Origin of the sequence: Breoghania sp. (genome assembly GCF_030066895.1) — a bacterium.
Taxonomy (GTDB): domain Bacteria; phylum Pseudomonadota; class Alphaproteobacteria; order Rhizobiales; family Stappiaceae; genus Breoghania.
This window is the reverse complement of record NZ_JASJAV010000001.1, coordinates 456,943-471,773: the sequence shown is the minus strand read 5'-3', so window position 1 is coordinate 471,773 and position 14,831 is coordinate 456,943. Positions and strand designations below refer to the sequence as shown.

Sequence of the window (14,831 nt, the reverse complement as noted above, 5' to 3'; positions counted from 1 at the left end):
AAACATACCAACCGCAGGAGGAGGAGATCGTGGCTGAGACCGATTCTGTCGATGCTACCGACATCGCCCCTGCGGAAATCGCCTTTCGCGATGAGAATGGCTATGTCTCCAAGGAATTCGTGGCCCTCGTCGAGGAGGCCGTGGAGGCCGATGACGAGGAGCATACGCTTGAGCTTGCCGGCAATCTGCATGAGGCCGATCTCGGCGATCTGATCGAGACGTTGCATGCCGAAGAGCAGGTGAAACTGGTTCGCCTGCTGGGCGATTCCTTTGATTTCGCTGTTCTGACCGAGCTCGATGATTCCGTCCGTGCGCGCCTGCTGGAGGAAATGCCCGCCCGCAACGTGGCGGAGGGAATCGGCGAACTTGATCCGGACGATGCGGTCTACATCCTGGAAGACCTGCCGCAGGAAGACCAGGAAGCGATTCTTCAGGAACTGAAGCAATCGGACCGGCTGCAGCTGCGTCGCGCACTGGATTATCCGGAAGAATCGGCCGGTCGGCGCATGCAGAGCGACTTCGTCGCCGTGCCGCCGTTCTGGACTGTGGGGCAGACGATCGACTACCTGCGCGAATCCGATGCCCTGCCGGATGATTTCTACCAGATCTACGTGATTGATCCGGAGTTCCGGCTGGTGGGCACGGTGGCTCTGGACAAGCTGTTGCGCACCAAGCGCAGCGAGCAGATCAGAGGCATCATGGGCGAGACGGTGCATGCCATCCTGGCAACCGAGGATCAGGAAGAGGTGGCGACGACATTCGAGCGCTACAACCTGATTTCGGCGGCCGTGGTCGATGATTCGAACCGGCTTGTCGGTGTGCTGACCATCGATGACATCGTCGATGTCATCCAGGCGGAGGCCGAAGAGGACATCTTCGCGCTGGCCGGTGTCGGTGGCGATGCGGAGATTTCCGACTCCATCTTCGAAACCGTGTGGGGGCGTTTCGTCTGGCTTCTGGTCAATTTGGGGACAGCGGTTCTGGCCTCGTTCGTCATCGGGCTGTTCGACGCGACCATTCAACAGATGGTGGCGCTCGCGGTGCTGATGCCGATCGTTGCCTCCATGGGCGGCAATGCGGGCACCCAGACCATGACGGTTGCCGTTCGCGCGTTGGCCACCCGGGATCTGGGCAGCTTCAACACCATGCGCATCATTTTGCGTGAAACGGCGGTGGGGCTCATCAACGGCGTGCTGTTCGCCGTCTTGATCGGTGCTGTGGCTGCTTTCTGGTTTTCGAGTACGCAGATCGGCGGGGTCATCGCGGTGGCGATGATCATCAACATGCTGGCGGCCGGGGCGGCGGGGATCCTTATTCCTCTCACCCTGGACAAGCTCGACATCAACCCCGCCGTCGCCTCGTCGGTCTTCGTGACGACGGTTACGGATGTGGTCGGATTTTTTGCATTTCTGGGCATTGCGGGCCTGGTGGTTCGGGCTCAACTGAACAAGTCGGGGGGCAGGGCGCGGGAGCGGGTCGCAGGGGGCAAGGGAGGGCCCGTGATGCAGACACCCAAGATCGGCGGCATTTTGGAAACGGTAGTCTATGTGAACGACATGGAGGCCGTGCACGGTTTCTATTCCGGCATGCTGGGGCTTCAGCGCATGGATGGGGGCAGTCGGCTCCATGCCTACGATGCGGGGCCCGGCGAGACGTTGCTGGTCTTTCGGCGCGGACGACGGACGAGGACATCAAGTCACCCGGGGGGACGGTGCCGGGGCATCACAGCGTGTGCCACAGCCATTTCGCATTCAAGATAGCCAAAGCCGATCTCGACGCGTGGCGGAGGACCCATTTGCGGGAAAACGATGTCACAGTCATTTCCGAGGTCGTCTGCCTGCAGGCGGCACGAGCCTTTATTTCAGAGAGATACCGGCGGCAAAGTGCTGGAACTGGCGGCCCCGCCGCTTTGGGCGAACTACAAGGAATAGGCTGCTTCACGTCGGCGAAGACGGGGTGGGGCCCCATTTCGCGACGGGGCTTTTCTCTCTTGTCCGCATCAAAGGGCTGGCGGATTTGTGCGTTGCCCTTTAGGTTTCCTTGGTAATTTCCGCCAGAAGAGGAAACTGTTGAGCTCGTTGCATCCGGTTTGACCGATCTCGTCTGCAATCGGCGTCAGGCCGACGTCTGTCGTCGATTTCCGGCGGCAGTGGGACCGGTGCTGGTGAAGCCGCATGATCGCCAAAGTCAGGCGGACAGGGAGATCCGCCAGGGAGGAGAAACGCATGATCCCCAACGCACCCGCAGCGTTCAATTTCAATCTCGGCGAGACGATCGACATGCTGCGCGATAGCGTGCAGTCCTTTTCGCAGGATCGCATCGCGCCGCTTGCTGAAAAGATCGATCGCGACGACTGGTTTCCGCTGGAACTGTGGCCCGAGATGGGAACGCTCGGCCTGCACGGCATTACGGTGGAAGAGGAATGGGGCGGCGCAGGGCTCGGGTATCTCGAACATTGTGTGGCGATGGAGGAGGTGAGCCGGGCCTCTGCTTCCATCGGGCTTTCCTATGGCGCGCATTCCAACCTGTGCGTCAATCAGATGCGGCGGTGGGGGAACGAGGCGCAGAAGAAGCGCTATCTCGAAAAGCTGATCACGGGCGAGCATCTCGGCGCGCTTGCCATGTCGGAACCCGGAGCCGGATCCGATGTCGTCTCCATGAAGCTGAAGGCGGAGAAAAAGGGCGATCGTTATGTCTTGAACGGATCGAAGATGTGGATCACCAACGGTCCGCAGGCTGATACCCTTATCGTCTACGCCAAAACCGATCCGGATGCCGGGCCGCGTGGCATTACCGCTTTCATCATCGAAAAGGATTTTTCGGGTTTCTCGGTGGCGCAGAAGCTCGACAAGCTCGGCATGCGGGGCTCGGAGACCGGCGAACTGGTGTTCCGCGATTGCGAGGTGCCGGAAGAAAACGTGCTGGGTGAGGTTGGCAAGGGCGTCAATATCCTGATGTCGGGTCTCGACTACGAGCGTGCCGTCCTGGCCGCCGGATCGATCGGCATCATGCAGGCCGCGATGGACGTGGTGATTCCCTATGTCCACGAACGCGAGCAGTTCGGCAAACCGATCGGGACTTTCCAGCTCGTGCAGGGCAAGGTCGCGGACATGTATGTGACGATGAATGCCAGCCGGGCCTATGTCTATGCGGTGGCGCAGGCCTGCGACCGTGGGGAGACGATCCGTCAGGATGCGGCCGGTGCCATCCTCTACGCTGCGGAGAATGCCACGAAGGTGGCCCTGGATGCGATCCAGCTTCTAGGGGGCAACGGCTACATTAACGAATACCCGACCGGTCGTCTTCTCCGGGACGCCAAGCTCTATGAAATTGGGGCGGGGACAAGCGAGATCCGGCGCATGTTGATCGGGCGTGAATTGTTCGAAGCATCACGTTAGATGCTTGTTTCGGCTGGCTGGTATCAACCCGACCGACAAGAAATCATTCCGGTGGCTTTGCATTCTCGCTGTAGTCGTCCGTTCGTTGGAAGTCAGTTCAAGATTTCGATCTTGAGACTTTCAGCGCTCGGGCGGCTTCCATTGGCCAATCAGAGGCGTTCATACTCTGGTATGAGAGCATCTCCGGATCTGTTTTCTCTCGCGATATGTATAGATGTATATTGTAATATCAGACCATTCTGCCCGAAGTGCTATGACGTAGCGGCAATATTGCGCTTTTGAGAAAACTTTTCTGTTAAGTAATTTGACAATGTTTCCAACTTCCGGTCATTAACACCCGCTCAGGGGTGTGCCCGGCTCGCCGTTTCTGAGAAAACGCGGTCGGGGCGGGAACCATAGTATGCGGTTGGACATCTTTACACTTCTTGTTCTGTTGGGAACGGTTTGCCTGACCGTGGCGTTCGCCTTTCTGGTGAATTGGTGGCGAAATCCTTCTGACCGTCTGCTCGGCTATTCGACCGTCACTTTCGGGCTGACCGGCAGCGGAATGCTGCTGCTTGCCTTGCGCGGTCACGTCCCGAATTTCCTGAGTATCGATATCGACAATATCCTCATATTCGCCGCCCTGGCGCTTGGGTGGAACACCTTCCGCTTCATGAACGGTCGTCGCGTATTGATGGCGCCGCTCGTCTTGCCTGTCGTGGTGTGGTTCGTCTCCTGTCGGATCCCGGCCATCTATTCGGATACGTCCATGCGCACGGCAATCGCCTCTCTTCTGGCGTGCGGGCTGTTCTGCGGCTACTGGTGCGAGTTCATGCGGACCCACGCCACCAAGGCGTCGAACCGGAAGGTTCTGCTGTTTGCGGCGGGCGCGAATGTGCTCGTTTTCGGGGCCAAGGGGATCTACAGCCTGGTGACTGGGCAGCCGAACAAGTTGCTTGACGGCAATATCTGGCTCGCTCTGGCCTTGTTCGCGCCGGTGATCTTTGTGGCGTTGATGGCGATGGCGGGGTTCTGGCTCTGGCAGGCGCGCGCGGTCGGGCAATTTGCAGCACGAGGTCGAGATCGATCCCCTGATGGGCGTCCTCAACCGTCGCGCGTTCGACCGCAATGCGGAGATGCTGTTGAAGCGGGTTTGCTCGCCGCACGACACAATGGCGCTGCTGCTGATCGATATCGACCATTTCAAGGTGATCAACGACGACTACGGGCATCTGGCTGGGGATCAGGTTCTGCGGGTGTTTGCCGGGCACTGCAGGAATTGCTCCGCAAGAGCGATCTTCTTGCGCGCTATGGTGGGGAGGAGTTCGTCGTCCTGCTGCCGGAAGCGGATATCGAGGATGCGCGGCAGGTGGCGGAGAAGCTCTGCACGCACATTGCCGATTTGTAGGTCGAGTGGGGGGAGACGCGTCTCCAGGTCACGACGAGCATCGGTGTGGCGGCTACCCAGGGCCGATCCACAACATTGCTCGATTTGATCGATCTCGCCGACCGCGGGGCTTTACGGCGCCAAGGACGGCAGCCATAATCGTGTGGCGATCGCCGCCCCGGTTTGAGGCAAAGGGACGAACGATTGGCCGCGAAGTGTGGTGCGTCGTGCTTGCTGGCGGGCGGAATGGCCGGGGCAGGGCGGCTATCCCTGTTTTTATCGCCGCATGCCTTTCTTCTCCTGGTGCAGGACCCCATGTTGAGAGTTGTGAATGTTGACTAACCTTTTTACGAAAAGGTTGGGTGGGGATGGTTTGCGAGGCGCGACGGCATCTCATACACATGGAGTTGGAAAACGGAGCGGCCGATACGCCGCCCTGCAATCAATGGAGCCTATCCAGCGCATGAACACTTATTTCACGTCGGTTCCTCCGCACCTCGATGACGAGGAAGAAGACGAGGAAAAGACCAAGACGCCTGGGTCGATCCAGGTCGACAAGCATCTTTTCGATTCGCGCACGGTGCTCATCATCGGTCAGATCTCCATGGAGCTTGCCCGCGATGTCTGCGCGCGCCTGCTGGCCTTGGCCCAGGTCTCCGACGATCCGATCAACGTGATCGTTTCGTCGCCCGGTGGGCACGTGGAATCGGGCGATATGATCCACGACACGATCAAGTTCATCTCGCCGAAGGTGCGCATGCTCGGCATGGGCTGGGTGGCGAGTGCCGGGGCGCTGATCTATGTGGCCGCGCCCAAGGAAGATCGCTATTGCACGCCCAATACGCGCTTCCTGCTTCACCAGCCCTCGGGCGGTGCAGGCGGTCCGGCGACGGATATCGAGATCCAGGCACGCGAGATGCTGCGGATGCGTGACCGTCTCAACAAGATCTTTTCGGTTGCGACCGACCAGTCGATCGAGCGCATCGACAAGGATACCGACCGCGACTACTGGATGACGCCGGATGAGGCCATCGAATACGGTCTCGTCGGCAAGGTCGTGCAGTCCGCTTCCGAACTCGGCTGAAGCGGCGACTGCACATGATCGAAAAACAATTTGCGCGGCGGGCGATTGCGTCCGCCGCGATACTGTTCGTCTCCGGCCTGAGCTGCCTCTCCCTTCTCGTCTCTTCCGCTTCGGCACAACCACCCTATCACCAGAGCTACTGGGCTCTGGCGGATCTATAGTGCTCAATGTGGAAATGGATCCGGATTCTTGATCGCTGGGAGGGTTCGCACCAGTACAGGCGGCATTCGCCTGCACTGGTGCGAACCGGAAACCCCTGCGGCCGAGTGGGGAAAGGGGCGGACGCCGATGAGCAACGGCCGCTGATGTGAGGTGGAAACCCACAACAACGCCGGCAATGTCCGGTCCGAGCTGTTGGCTCCCGAACAATGATTGCCGTTCCGGCGAGCCAGACCCGCAATCGGTTTGGCTCGCCGGAACGTTTGCCTTTTTAGGCCAACTGCCGTTCCAGCATGTAATCACGCACCAATTCGATCACGGCCTGCGCTTCCTGCCGGAGCGTGGGGGCGATGCGGCTTGCGTGAAGGGTCGTCTGGAAGTGGTTGGCAAAGCGGTTGTAGTGGTGATCCGTCTCTAGCAAGGATTTGAAATCCGAGCGTATGGAGTCGCCTTCGTAAAACGGCGATCCCTCGAATATGAATACCAGCAGGGAATTCAGTCGATCGTGAACCCAGGAATGGTCGATCCTGTCCAATTCCTCCGCAAGAATGTCGTCGTGGCGCATCAAATCGATAAGTATGAATGTAAAACGCTCAATAACTTTCGCGTCCGTCTAATCTCAGATAGAGCGTCGTCATTGCCGCACCTCGAAAACCAGCTCTATGCCTCCAGCGGAACGGAGCTAAACATTTCAGTGCGGACACTACTGTGACTATTCGCACGTTTCGGGAGATTCCCTTTGATTTCAGTGGCTTGACCGGTGACGGAGAGGTTATTCGTTTCCTGCCGATCGCAGGCACGCTGCCCTGATATTGTCCGCTGGGCACGAAGGAAGAAATTCTCGTAAAAACGCCCAATGAATAGTCACTTTTCGCGAATACGTTTCCTGCTCACAATACGTGCAATACGAAATGCTACGGGTTCCTTCCTTAATATATATGAAAATCAACGGCTTATTCCCGTCATAAGCCGCGTTTTGAGGTTGATTTCCCGTTCCCTCCACAGGCGATCCCTTTTCAAGCTTGCGAAGAAGTTACCAAGTCGTTAAATGAGCGCAGCTTCACGGTGCCGGGTGCCGGTTTTAGATCGGTGGCCTTTGGCCCTGTTCAGCAATTAGGAGTTCTATGGACGACCACGTGCAGAAGTCCTGCTGGGGGTTCATGACCTGGACGGTTTTGACCCTTGGAGGCGCTATGTTGCTCATCTACCTGTTCGGCAGGTTCGACCCTGCGGTAACGGCAAGCGCCGCTCAATAGCTTGCAGCTGGTACGATGACTCTAGTAAGAAGGGGCGCGGTAAGAAGGGGCGCGGGGCGGACCGTGCCCCTTCTTCGTTTTTTCTCCCCCTTTCCACATTCCTGTCCTCTCGAATTCTCGGCACGTGCGGGATTGCCTCTTGTGAATCTCGTCAAGGCACACGACACTCCGTCGCTCAAAAAGGGAGGGGTTCGATAGCGATGAAAAAGGGATACCGCCAGCTCATCGAGGAGGCTGAGGCGGAAACCGTCACGTTGCCGGTGGAGGAGGCGATCACGGCTTTCGGTGAGGCGGATACGGTTTTCGTCGATCTGAGGGATATCCGCGAGTTGTCCCGTCAGGGGCGCATGCCCGGGGCCGTCCATGCCTCACGAGGCATGCTCGAATTCTGGGTCGATCCCGACAGTCCCTACCATCGCCCGGTCTTTTCGGAGCCCAAGCGCTTCATCTTTTTCTGTGCCGCCGGGTGGCGGTCGGCGCTGGCGACCAAGGCCGTGCAGGACATGGGACTGGAAAACGTCGCGCACATTGCGGGCGGATTCGGCGCATGGCAGGAAGCCAGCGGTGCGGCTGAGCTTCCCGATCCGAAGTGGTAATTCCTTTGGGGGGCGTGTGAGGAGTGTCAGGCGTGAAGATTGTCATCGGCAACAAGAACTATTCCACCTGGTCGCTGCGCGGCTGGCTCGCCCTGAAACAGACGGGGGCGGAATTTACGGAGGTGATGGTTCCGCTCGATACGCCGAATACGCACGATGCAATCCGTGATTATTCGTCGGCGAGGCGCGTGCCGGTTCTGATCGACGGAAGCCTTTCGGTCTGGGACCGTCTGGCGATCGTCGAATATCTGGCGGAACGGTTTCCTCAGGCGGGATTGTGGCCGGCAGATCGGGAGGCTCGGGCTCACGCCCGTGCGGTCGTTGCAGAGATGCATTCCGGCTTCACCGCCTTGCGCGGCTACTATCCGATGAATATCCGTCGGGTTCCCGCGGCACGCTCGCGTGTCGACGATGTGGAGGCCGATGTCGCGCGGATCGTCGAGATCTGGCGCGAGATGCGGACGCGGTTCGGCGCGGGGGGATTTCCTGTTCGGATCTTTCAGTGCGGCCGATGCGTTCTATGCGCCCGTTGTCAGTAGGCTCGTCACCTATGACGTGGCCGTGGACGATGTGGCCCGCGCTTATATAGATGCGGTTCTCAACCACCCGGCCATGCGCGAATGGTATGAGGCCGCTCTCGCGGAGGCCTGGATCGTTCCGTCCGATGAAGTCGATTGAAATCATAAAACAAACATAGTCCGGCGACCGGGGGGGACCTTTGCGGTGGCACTGTTAAAGTCTGAAATCTCTTCTTCTTCCGATCTCTTTCGCGCTCAGGCAGCGGAAATGGGGGCCTTGGTCGAGGATCTGCGCGCGCGGCGGGTGGAGGCGGCGCTGGGCGGTCCGGAGCGGGCACGCGAACGGCATGTGGGGCGGGGCAAGCTGCTGCCGCGCGAGCGCGTAACGCGTCTTCTGGATTCGGGCGCGCCGTTTCTTGAAATGTCGCCGCTGGCAGCCACCGGCATGTATGACGCTGCGATCCAAGGCGCGGGCGTGATTACCGGTATCGGGCGTGTTTCGGGGCGCGAGTGCATGATCGTGTGCAACGACGCGACCATCAAGGGCGGCACCTACTATCCGATGACGGTGAAGAAGCACCTGCGCGCTCAGGAGATCGCGCTGGAGAATCGTCTGCCGTGCATCTATCTGGTCGATTCCGGCGGGGCCAACCTGCCGAACCAGACCGACGTCTTTCCCGATCGGGAGCATTTCGGGCGGATATTCTACAATCAGGCCAACATGTCGGCAGCGGGCATTCCGCAGATTGCCGTGGTGATGGGATCGTGCACCGCGGGCGGTGCCTATGTGCCGGCGATGTCGGACGAGACGATCATCGTGCGCCAGCAGGGAACTATCTTTCTGGCCGGTCCGCCGTTGGTGAAGGCTGCGACCGGGGAAGAGGTCTCGGCCGAGGATCTCGGCGGGGCGGACGTCCATACCAGGATTTCCGGTGTGGCCGATCATTATGCCGTCGATGATGATCAGGCGCTTGCCATGGCGCGGCGTGCGGTGGCAAACCTCAACTCGGTGAAGCCTGCGACGCTGGACCTCGCTCCGCCTTGCGAGCCGCTCTACGATCCGAGCGAACTCGATGGGGTCGTTCCGAGCGATCTGCGCAAGCAATACGATATCCGCGAAGTCATCGCCCGCCTGGTCGACGGCTCGCAGTTCGACGAGTTCAAGAAGCTCTACGGCACGACTTTGGTGACAGGCTTTGCGAGAATTTTCGGCGTGCCGGTCGGAATCGTTGCCAATAACGGCATTCTTTTCTCCGAGTCAGCTCTTAAGGGCGCGCATTTCGTTGAATTGTGTTGCCAGAGGCGCATTCCGCTTCTCTTTTTGCAAAACATCACCGGATTCATGGTCGGGCGCGAATACGAGGCGGGCGGTATCGCCAAGGACGGCGCGAAGCTGGTGACGGCCGTGGCCTGCGCCAGGGTGCCGAAAATCACCGTCATCGTCGGCGGCTCCTATGGAGCGGGCAACTATGGCATGTGCGGGCGCGCCTATTCTCCGCGCTTCCTCTTCATGTGGCCGAATGCAAGGATTTCCGTGATGGGCGGAGAGCAGGCGGCCTCCGTTCTGGCGACCGTCAGGCGGGACAATATCGAGGCCGACGGCGGGGAGTGGAGTGCGGAGGACGAGGAGACCTTCAAGGTTCCCATCCGTGCCCGCTACGAGGAGGAAGGCCATCCCTATCACGCCACGGCGCGACTTTGGGACGACGGTATCATCGCGCCGTCCGAGACGCGTCGCGTGCTGGGTCTTGCCTTCTCCGCAACCTTGAATGCGCCGATTGGACCGACTCCCCTCGGAGTATTCCGTATGTGATCTTCGGCTTTGTGTTAAAATATCAGAGTAATAACCCCTAGTGCAAAATTACGTTTATCAAACGTAACGATAGGAATATAAATTGAACTATTTCATTTATTTATAATTTAAGTTCCTTCTGGTAATCGGTTTGAGAAGTTGGATAATTCTTGGATCGGTGCTGCGATGCTGTCTGGGCATTTCATAAGAGAGAATGTAAAGGACACGGCTCTCGTTCCGGCCCTGTTGAGTTCGATTCATCAGGACATTGCGCTTCTTGATGACGATCTCAATGTGATCGTCTTCAGCCGCATGGCGAAGGATCTGCTCGATCCGCCGGAGTGTCTGTTCGATACGGCTCCGAACCTGTCCGATATCATCCGCTACTTCGCCCTGCGCGGAGATTACGGGCCCGGCGATATCGATGAATTGGTGGCGCGGGTCACGGCGGAATCGAAGAGGACGAAGGTTGAGGCCTTCGATCGCGCTTTGCCGAACGGCCGGATGCTGAAGGTTCAGGTGACGCCGCTTCCCGAAGGGGGGCAGGTCACCGTCTATTCCGATATCACCGACTATCGCAAGGTGGAGCTGCAGCTTGAAGAAAGCCAGCTTCAGCTTGTGAGGACCCTGCAGAGCCGGTCGCGGGAACTGGAACTCAGCCGCGATCTTCTCTCCTCCGCGGTGGACGCGATCCCCGATGCTTTGGTGATGACAGACGGTCGGGGTCGGTTGATGCTCGCCAATTCCAACATGAAGAGCCTTTACCCCGAGATCGATGCCCATCTCGCGGTTCAGGCGCATCTCAAGGATGCGTTTCCGTTCGAATGGGCGAGGTACAGGATCTGGAGGATTTCTTCTCCCAGGTTGCCGTGGAAAGCGATCAGCGGATGTTCGACCGCTGGTTCCGCATCCAGGTCTCCAGCGTGGCTACGGGCGGGTACATCGTCGTCTTTTCCGATGTCTCCGACTTCAAGGAGCAGCACAAGAAGCTGTGAGCTCATACCGATCAGCTCGTGAAGCATCTGCGCAAGGAGAAGAGGCTGAACGAAATGCAGCGGCAGTTCGTTTCCATGACCTCGCACGAATTCCGCACGCCGCTGGCGATTATCGACGGCGCCGCCCAGTGGCTGAAGCGCGGGCTCGGGCATCTGGAGCCGGAGGCAGTGCTTGAACGGCTGGACAATGTCCGTGAGGCCGTGCGGCGCATCAACTACCTGATCAAGCGGTTCATCGATTTCTTGATTTCACAGGACGACTCTCTGGAAATCTCGCCGGAACGGCATGAATTCCTGACGATCATCCAGACGGTGTGTGAGCAGCAGCAGGCGGGTCAGAAAACCCACGAGATCATATTGAATGAGACGATCGGGAATCTGGTGCTGAATATTGACCGGCGCATGATCGAACAGTGCCTGGTCAATGTCATCGGCAATGCGATCAAGTACTCGCCGGTAAAGGATAAGGACGAGGGGCCGGGCAAGGTGCTGGTCGACGTCTTCCGGGACGACAAGTTCGTGTCGATCACGGTCTCCGATTTCGGCGTCGGTATTCCCAAGAGCGAGATCAAGAAGGTGTTCGGCCGGTTTTACCGGGCCTCCACCTCGAGCGGCATTCCGGGAACCGGCATCGGGCTCAATCTGACCGAGATGATCATTTCGCGTCACAAGGGGCGCGTGGCGATTTCGAGTGAATTGGGCAAGGGGAGCACGATCACCTTGCGGTTGCCGATCATGGCACCGGATACGAAGGCGGCGGAAACGGATGCCTTGTCGCAAGACGCAGACAAGACCAAAGCCGAGACCGGCAAGGTGGAAGCGGCGTAGCCCGCAAATATCGCCGGGCGGAAGGGTTTCGCCCGGTTCGAGGAGGACGTGAGTGGTTATTCGAAGCGAAGGGGATCGGTGATGAGTGGAGAAATCAACATCCTGTGCGTCGAAGACGAAGAGCTGGTGCTCGGCGATCTGGTCGGGGAACTGGAGGATTCCGACTATGGCGTGATGCCTGCGTGCAACGGCCGCGAGGCGCTGGATATTCTCCAGACCATGAAGCCTGATCTCATTCTGTGTGACGTCATGATGCCGGAAGTGGACGGTCCGACATTGCTGAAGACGATCCGCGAGACGATGCCTACATTGGGTCAGGTGCTGTTTATTTTCCTCACCGCGTGTTCCTCGCGCGAGGATGTGATCGATGGCAAGAAGCTCGGCGCCGACGATTATCTGGCCAAGCCTGTCGACTACGACATGCTGCTGGCGACGAGCGAAACGCGGCTTGCGGGCGTCAAGCGGATGGCGGAGCACTCCCGTCAGCAATTGGCTAAGCTCTACAAGGTCTACAAGGAAACGCAGAAGGAAAAGCCGCCGATCCAGGTGTGCGTCGTCACGGCCAATACAAAGACGATCGTGCCGATCACGTCAGCGCTCAGCGAAGTCGGCTGCATGGTCACGGTGATCCCGGAGGATACGCTGCATGCCAATACCTTCGTGGAGCAGAGCTTTGACGTGAGCTCCCTAGTTTATTCCAAGAAGGTGCATTACCTGCTGCAATATTTGGAGAATTCGGCGCATAAGAACAAGGTGTCGAAGATCGTCGTGTTGGTGCCTTCCGGCTTCAACAAGAATGCCAAGGAAGCCCTGCACGAACTCGGGATCGACGGCCAGATCGAATTCCCGTTCCGGCCGGTGGAGATCTTCAAGGTGATCGTCGACAAGCTGTCTCAGCGTGCTCCGTCGGCGAACAAGCCCGTATCCTCACTCGCCGGATAAGGAGCGAGTGAGGGGAATGGCGTTTTCGGATTTTGCTCAGATGAATGTGGTCGTGCCCTTGGCGACCACGTAGACACCGGCGCAAATCACCACGGCGGAAAAGATCCGGGTCAATGAGTGCTTGCGTTTTCCCAAACGCCCTGCCGCGCTGGTGCCGATGACGCCGCCTGCGATGAATTGCAGGGCGAGCGACCAGTCGACAAGACCCGCCAGCGCGTAGTTGGAGGTTGTCGTCAGGCCGAAAGTGGTCACGGCCACGAGCGAGGAGCCGACCGCGTTCAAAATGGGCATGGCGGTCGCCGCAATCAGACCCGGCACGATCAGGAGGCCGCCGCCGATCCCGAAAAATCCGGAAAGAGCGCCGACGCCAAAAGCAGTGAGGATCAGACGCGGTAGCAGGCGTTTGGCGTTGCTTCGGTCGAGATGAACGTCGGGATTTGTCATGGGAAGCAGGCCGACGCAGCATCGAAATTCCCACCACGATCATGATCAGGCCGAACAGGGCGAGGAGCTTCTCGCCGTCGATCGCCTTGCCGAGGGGTGAGCCGAGAGCCGCGCCGACAAGACCGCTGGTGGCGAAAACCAGCGTGCACGGCCGTTTCACCGTCCGCGCATGCGCATGACCGGCCAGCCCGACCGCGGCATTGACAGCGACGGCCAGCGCGCTCGTTCCGATCGCAATGTGGGGCGCGGGAACCCCGACGACATAGACGAGCAGCGGCACGGCCAGAACCGAGCCGCCGCCGCCGATCAATCCTAGCGACCCTCCGACAAGAGCGCCGCTGGCCAGGGCTGCTATCATCCGAACTGGCCGATGCCGGTTGTTCCGGGAAGTTGCGGACGGTTACGGTTCCACGGCAGCAGCGAGACGAAGAAGGCCATCGGGCAGAAGTTGGTGGAGCCGGAAAAGAGCAGGCCGCACCCTACAAGCAGGGAGAGAAGATGCCAGGCGGGCGCCACGTAGGTGCCGAGCACAAAGTCTGCGATGGCAAGAACGCCCGCTACCATCAGGGCCTGGCGCAGGATGGAGATCGGCTTGCGCTCCTGCCGTTCGATCGGCAGACCTGCAGGCTTCCAGGCGCTGAGGCCGCCTTCCAGCACATAGGCGTCGCAATCGGTGCAACCGGCCAGCGCGGGGCTGTTGGCATTGGTGCGCGCACCGGTGGCACAGAGGAAGATGAACTTGCTGCTGTTGCTGGTAACCGGCTTTCCGTCCCGCATCTCCGACATGGGATGGGGGAGGGAACCGGGAATGCGTTCGCGGTCGAATTCGCAGGCTTCTCGCACGTCGATCAGAACCGCGCCGGCTTCCACCAGCGATTGCGCCTTGCGGGCATCTATCGATTTCAGGTTCATGGTCGGGTCCTCATTGTGATCGCGATCCGTCGTCCGGGAAGGGACTGATCGCGGAACCTGTCGTGATGTGTGTCCGTTGTCGGGTCGGTGTCGTGAAAAGGGAGAACGGCGGGGCTCAAACCTCGCAGAAGACATCCTTGAGCAGCACCAGAATTCGTTCGGCGGCCGGGTTGTCGATACGGTAGTAAAGCGTCTGCCCATCGCGGCGGAACGTGACCAGGCCCTCCGCCCGCATCTTTGCCAGATGCTGCGAGAGCGCCGACTGGCCCAGGCCGATCGCCTTGGTCAGGGCGGTGACCGAAGCTTCGTGATGGGCCAGTTCGCAAAGGATTTGCAGCCGGCTTTCGCTGGCAATAAGCTTCAGCAGGCGTGCCGCATCACCGGCGCGCGCAGAGAGATCATCCGTATCGCTCAAGGGACGCATCGCTCCCATCCTCGACGAGATTGTATATTATATATTTCTAACATTAGAATGTATGAATATATTTGTCAAGAACGTGTATATGCGGTCCCTTGCCGATCAGAGAATAGGAAGGGG

14 protein-coding genes and 2 pseudogenes are annotated in these 14,831 nt (G+C 59.2%); 11 read left to right on the top strand and 5 right to left on the bottom strand.

From position 1 onward, the window contains the following. Nucleotides 1-29 precede the first annotated feature (29 nt). The 5 genes from mgtE to QNJ43_RS02595 all read left to right on the top strand — a co-directional run bounded on the left by mgtE (nucleotide 30) and on the right by QNJ43_RS02595 (nucleotide 6,012). Nucleotides 30-1,760 carry a magnesium transporter gene (mgtE, locus tag QNJ43_RS02620; protein WP_346432820.1) on the top strand — a complete coding sequence of 577 codons (1,731 nt, stop codon included), beginning with the start codon at nucleotides 30-32 and terminating at the stop codon, nucleotides 1,758-1,760. A 465-nt stretch (nucleotides 1,761-2,225) separates the two neighbouring features. Further along, nucleotides 2,226-3,398 (top strand): isovaleryl-CoA dehydrogenase, encoded by a 1,173-nt coding sequence (locus tag QNJ43_RS02610; protein ID WP_300467129.1) that lies wholly within the window; start codon nucleotides 2,226-2,228, stop codon nucleotides 3,396-3,398. A 454-nt stretch (nucleotides 3,399-3,852) separates the two neighbouring features. Beyond that, nucleotides 3,853-4,788 carry a diguanylate cyclase gene (locus QNJ43_RS02605; protein ID WP_300467127.1) on the top strand — a complete coding sequence of 312 codons (936 nt, stop codon included), beginning with the start codon at nucleotides 3,853-3,855 and terminating at the stop codon, nucleotides 4,786-4,788. A 442-nt stretch (nucleotides 4,789-5,230) separates the two neighbouring features. After that, on the top strand, nucleotides 5,231-5,851 hold the full coding sequence (locus tag QNJ43_RS02600) for an ATP-dependent Clp protease proteolytic subunit (protein WP_300467125.1): 621 nt from the start codon (nucleotides 5,231-5,233) through the stop codon (nucleotides 5,849-5,851). A 14-nt stretch (nucleotides 5,852-5,865) separates the two neighbouring features. After that, nucleotides 5,866-6,012, top strand: a complete 147-nt coding sequence (locus QNJ43_RS02595) for a hypothetical protein (protein WP_300467123.1) — start codon at nucleotides 5,866-5,868, stop codon at nucleotides 6,010-6,012. A 269-nt stretch (nucleotides 6,013-6,281) separates the two neighbouring features. On the opposite strand, the gene QNJ43_RS02590 is transcribed toward QNJ43_RS02595, so the two are convergent. Next, nucleotides 6,282-6,575 (bottom strand): hypothetical protein, encoded by a 294-nt coding sequence (locus QNJ43_RS02590; RefSeq protein ID WP_300467120.1) that lies wholly within the window; start codon nucleotides 6,573-6,575, stop codon nucleotides 6,282-6,284. An 891-nt stretch (nucleotides 6,576-7,466) separates the two neighbouring features. Here QNJ43_RS02590 and QNJ43_RS02585 point away from each other — a divergent pair. The 3 genes and pseudogenes from QNJ43_RS02585 (at nucleotide 7,467) to QNJ43_RS02575 (ending at nucleotide 10,193) form a co-directional block, all read left to right on the top strand. Then, the gene (locus QNJ43_RS02585) at nucleotides 7,467-7,862 is read left to right on the top strand and encodes a rhodanese-like domain-containing protein (RefSeq protein ID WP_300467118.1); all 396 of its coding nucleotides are present in this window, start codon (nucleotides 7,467-7,469) and stop codon (nucleotides 7,860-7,862) included. A 23-nt stretch (nucleotides 7,863-7,885) separates the two neighbouring features. Next, a pseudogene (locus QNJ43_RS02580) lies at nucleotides 7,886-8,540 on the top strand (glutathione S-transferase family protein). A gap of 108 nt (nucleotides 8,541-8,648) precedes the next feature. Next, on the top strand, nucleotides 8,649-10,193 hold the full coding sequence (locus QNJ43_RS02575) for a carboxyl transferase domain-containing protein (protein ID WP_300467290.1): 1,545 nt from the start codon (nucleotides 8,649-8,651) through the stop codon (nucleotides 10,191-10,193). 96 nt (nucleotides 10,194-10,289) lie between these two features. On the opposite strand, the gene QNJ43_RS02570 is transcribed toward QNJ43_RS02575, so the two are convergent. After that, nucleotides 10,290-10,973: a hypothetical protein gene (locus QNJ43_RS02570; protein ID WP_300467116.1), complete on the bottom strand. Its 684-nt coding sequence runs from the start codon at nucleotides 10,971-10,973 to the stop codon at nucleotides 10,290-10,292. Nucleotides 10,974-10,996: 23 nt separating this feature from the next. Between QNJ43_RS02570 and QNJ43_RS02565 the strand changes: the two genes are divergently transcribed. The 3 genes from QNJ43_RS02565 to QNJ43_RS02555 all read left to right on the top strand — a co-directional run bounded on the left by QNJ43_RS02565 (nucleotide 10,997) and on the right by QNJ43_RS02555 (nucleotide 12,937). After that, the gene (locus tag QNJ43_RS02565; protein ID WP_300467114.1) at nucleotides 10,997-11,167 is read left to right on the top strand and encodes a hypothetical protein; all 171 of its coding nucleotides are present in this window, start codon (nucleotides 10,997-10,999) and stop codon (nucleotides 11,165-11,167) included. Nucleotides 11,168-11,185: 18 nt separating this feature from the next. Continuing rightward, nucleotides 11,186-11,995, top strand: a complete 810-nt coding sequence (locus QNJ43_RS02560) for a HAMP domain-containing sensor histidine kinase (RefSeq protein WP_300467112.1) — start codon at nucleotides 11,186-11,188, stop codon at nucleotides 11,993-11,995. 81 nt (nucleotides 11,996-12,076) lie between these two features. After that, nucleotides 12,077-12,937: a response regulator gene (locus QNJ43_RS02555; protein ID WP_300467109.1), complete on the top strand. Its 861-nt coding sequence runs from the start codon at nucleotides 12,077-12,079 to the stop codon at nucleotides 12,935-12,937. A gap of 36 nt (nucleotides 12,938-12,973) precedes the next feature. Here the strand turns inward: QNJ43_RS02555 and QNJ43_RS02550 are convergent. From QNJ43_RS02550 to QNJ43_RS02540, 3 genes and pseudogenes are all read right to left on the bottom strand, one after another. After that, nucleotides 12,974-13,739, bottom strand: a pseudogene (locus QNJ43_RS02550) (sulfite exporter TauE/SafE family protein). Continuing rightward, nucleotides 13,736-14,293, bottom strand: coding sequence for a rhodanese family protein (locus tag QNJ43_RS02545; RefSeq protein ID WP_300467107.1), 558 nt, complete (start codon nucleotides 14,291-14,293; stop codon nucleotides 13,736-13,738). The pseudogene QNJ43_RS02550 and the gene QNJ43_RS02545 overlap by 4 nt, the downstream one beginning before the upstream one ends. Before the next feature lie 115 nt (nucleotides 14,294-14,408). Further along, complete coding sequence (locus QNJ43_RS02540; protein ID WP_300467105.1) at nucleotides 14,409-14,726, bottom strand: metalloregulator ArsR/SmtB family transcription factor; 318 nt, start codon at nucleotides 14,724-14,726, stop codon at nucleotides 14,409-14,411. Between the last annotated feature and the right edge of the window lie 105 nt (nucleotides 14,727-14,831).

What these genes read in the sequence shown, in the direction of transcription:
- QNJ43_RS02610 (WP_300467129.1), top strand. Translation starts at nt 2,226, where the DNA reads ATGATCCCCAACGCACCCGCAGCGTTCAATTTCAATCTCGGCGAGACG.
- QNJ43_RS02600 (WP_300467125.1), top strand. Translation starts at nt 5,231, where the DNA reads ATGAACACTTATTTCACGTCGGTTCCTCCGCACCTCGATGACGAGGAA.
- QNJ43_RS02595 (WP_300467123.1), top strand. Translation starts at nt 5,866, where the DNA reads ATGATCGAAAAACAATTTGCGCGGCGGGCGATTGCGTCCGCCGCGATA.
- QNJ43_RS02590 (WP_300467120.1), bottom strand. Translation starts at nt 6,575, where the DNA reads ATGCGCCACGACGACATTCTTGCGGAGGAATTGGACAGGATCGACCAT.
- QNJ43_RS02585 (WP_300467118.1), top strand. Translation starts at nt 7,467, where the DNA reads ATGAAAAAGGGATACCGCCAGCTCATCGAGGAGGCTGAGGCGGAAACC.
- QNJ43_RS02575 (WP_300467290.1), top strand. Translation starts at nt 8,649, where the DNA reads ATGGGGGCCTTGGTCGAGGATCTGCGCGCGCGGCGGGTGGAGGCGGCG.
- QNJ43_RS02570 (WP_300467116.1), bottom strand. Translation starts at nt 10,973, where the DNA reads ATGCGCCTGAACCGCGAGATGGGCATCGATCTCGGGGTAAAGGCTCTT.
- QNJ43_RS02565 (WP_300467114.1), top strand. Translation starts at nt 10,997, where the DNA reads ATGGGCGAGGTACAGGATCTGGAGGATTTCTTCTCCCAGGTTGCCGTG.
- QNJ43_RS02555 (WP_300467109.1), top strand. Translation starts at nt 12,077, where the DNA reads ATGAGTGGAGAAATCAACATCCTGTGCGTCGAAGACGAAGAGCTGGTG.
- QNJ43_RS02545 (WP_300467107.1), bottom strand. Translation starts at nt 14,293, where the DNA reads ATGAACCTGAAATCGATAGATGCCCGCAAGGCGCAATCGCTGGTGGAA.
- QNJ43_RS02540 (WP_300467105.1), bottom strand. Translation starts at nt 14,726, where the DNA reads ATGGGAGCGATGCGTCCCTTGAGCGATACGGATGATCTCTCTGCGCGC.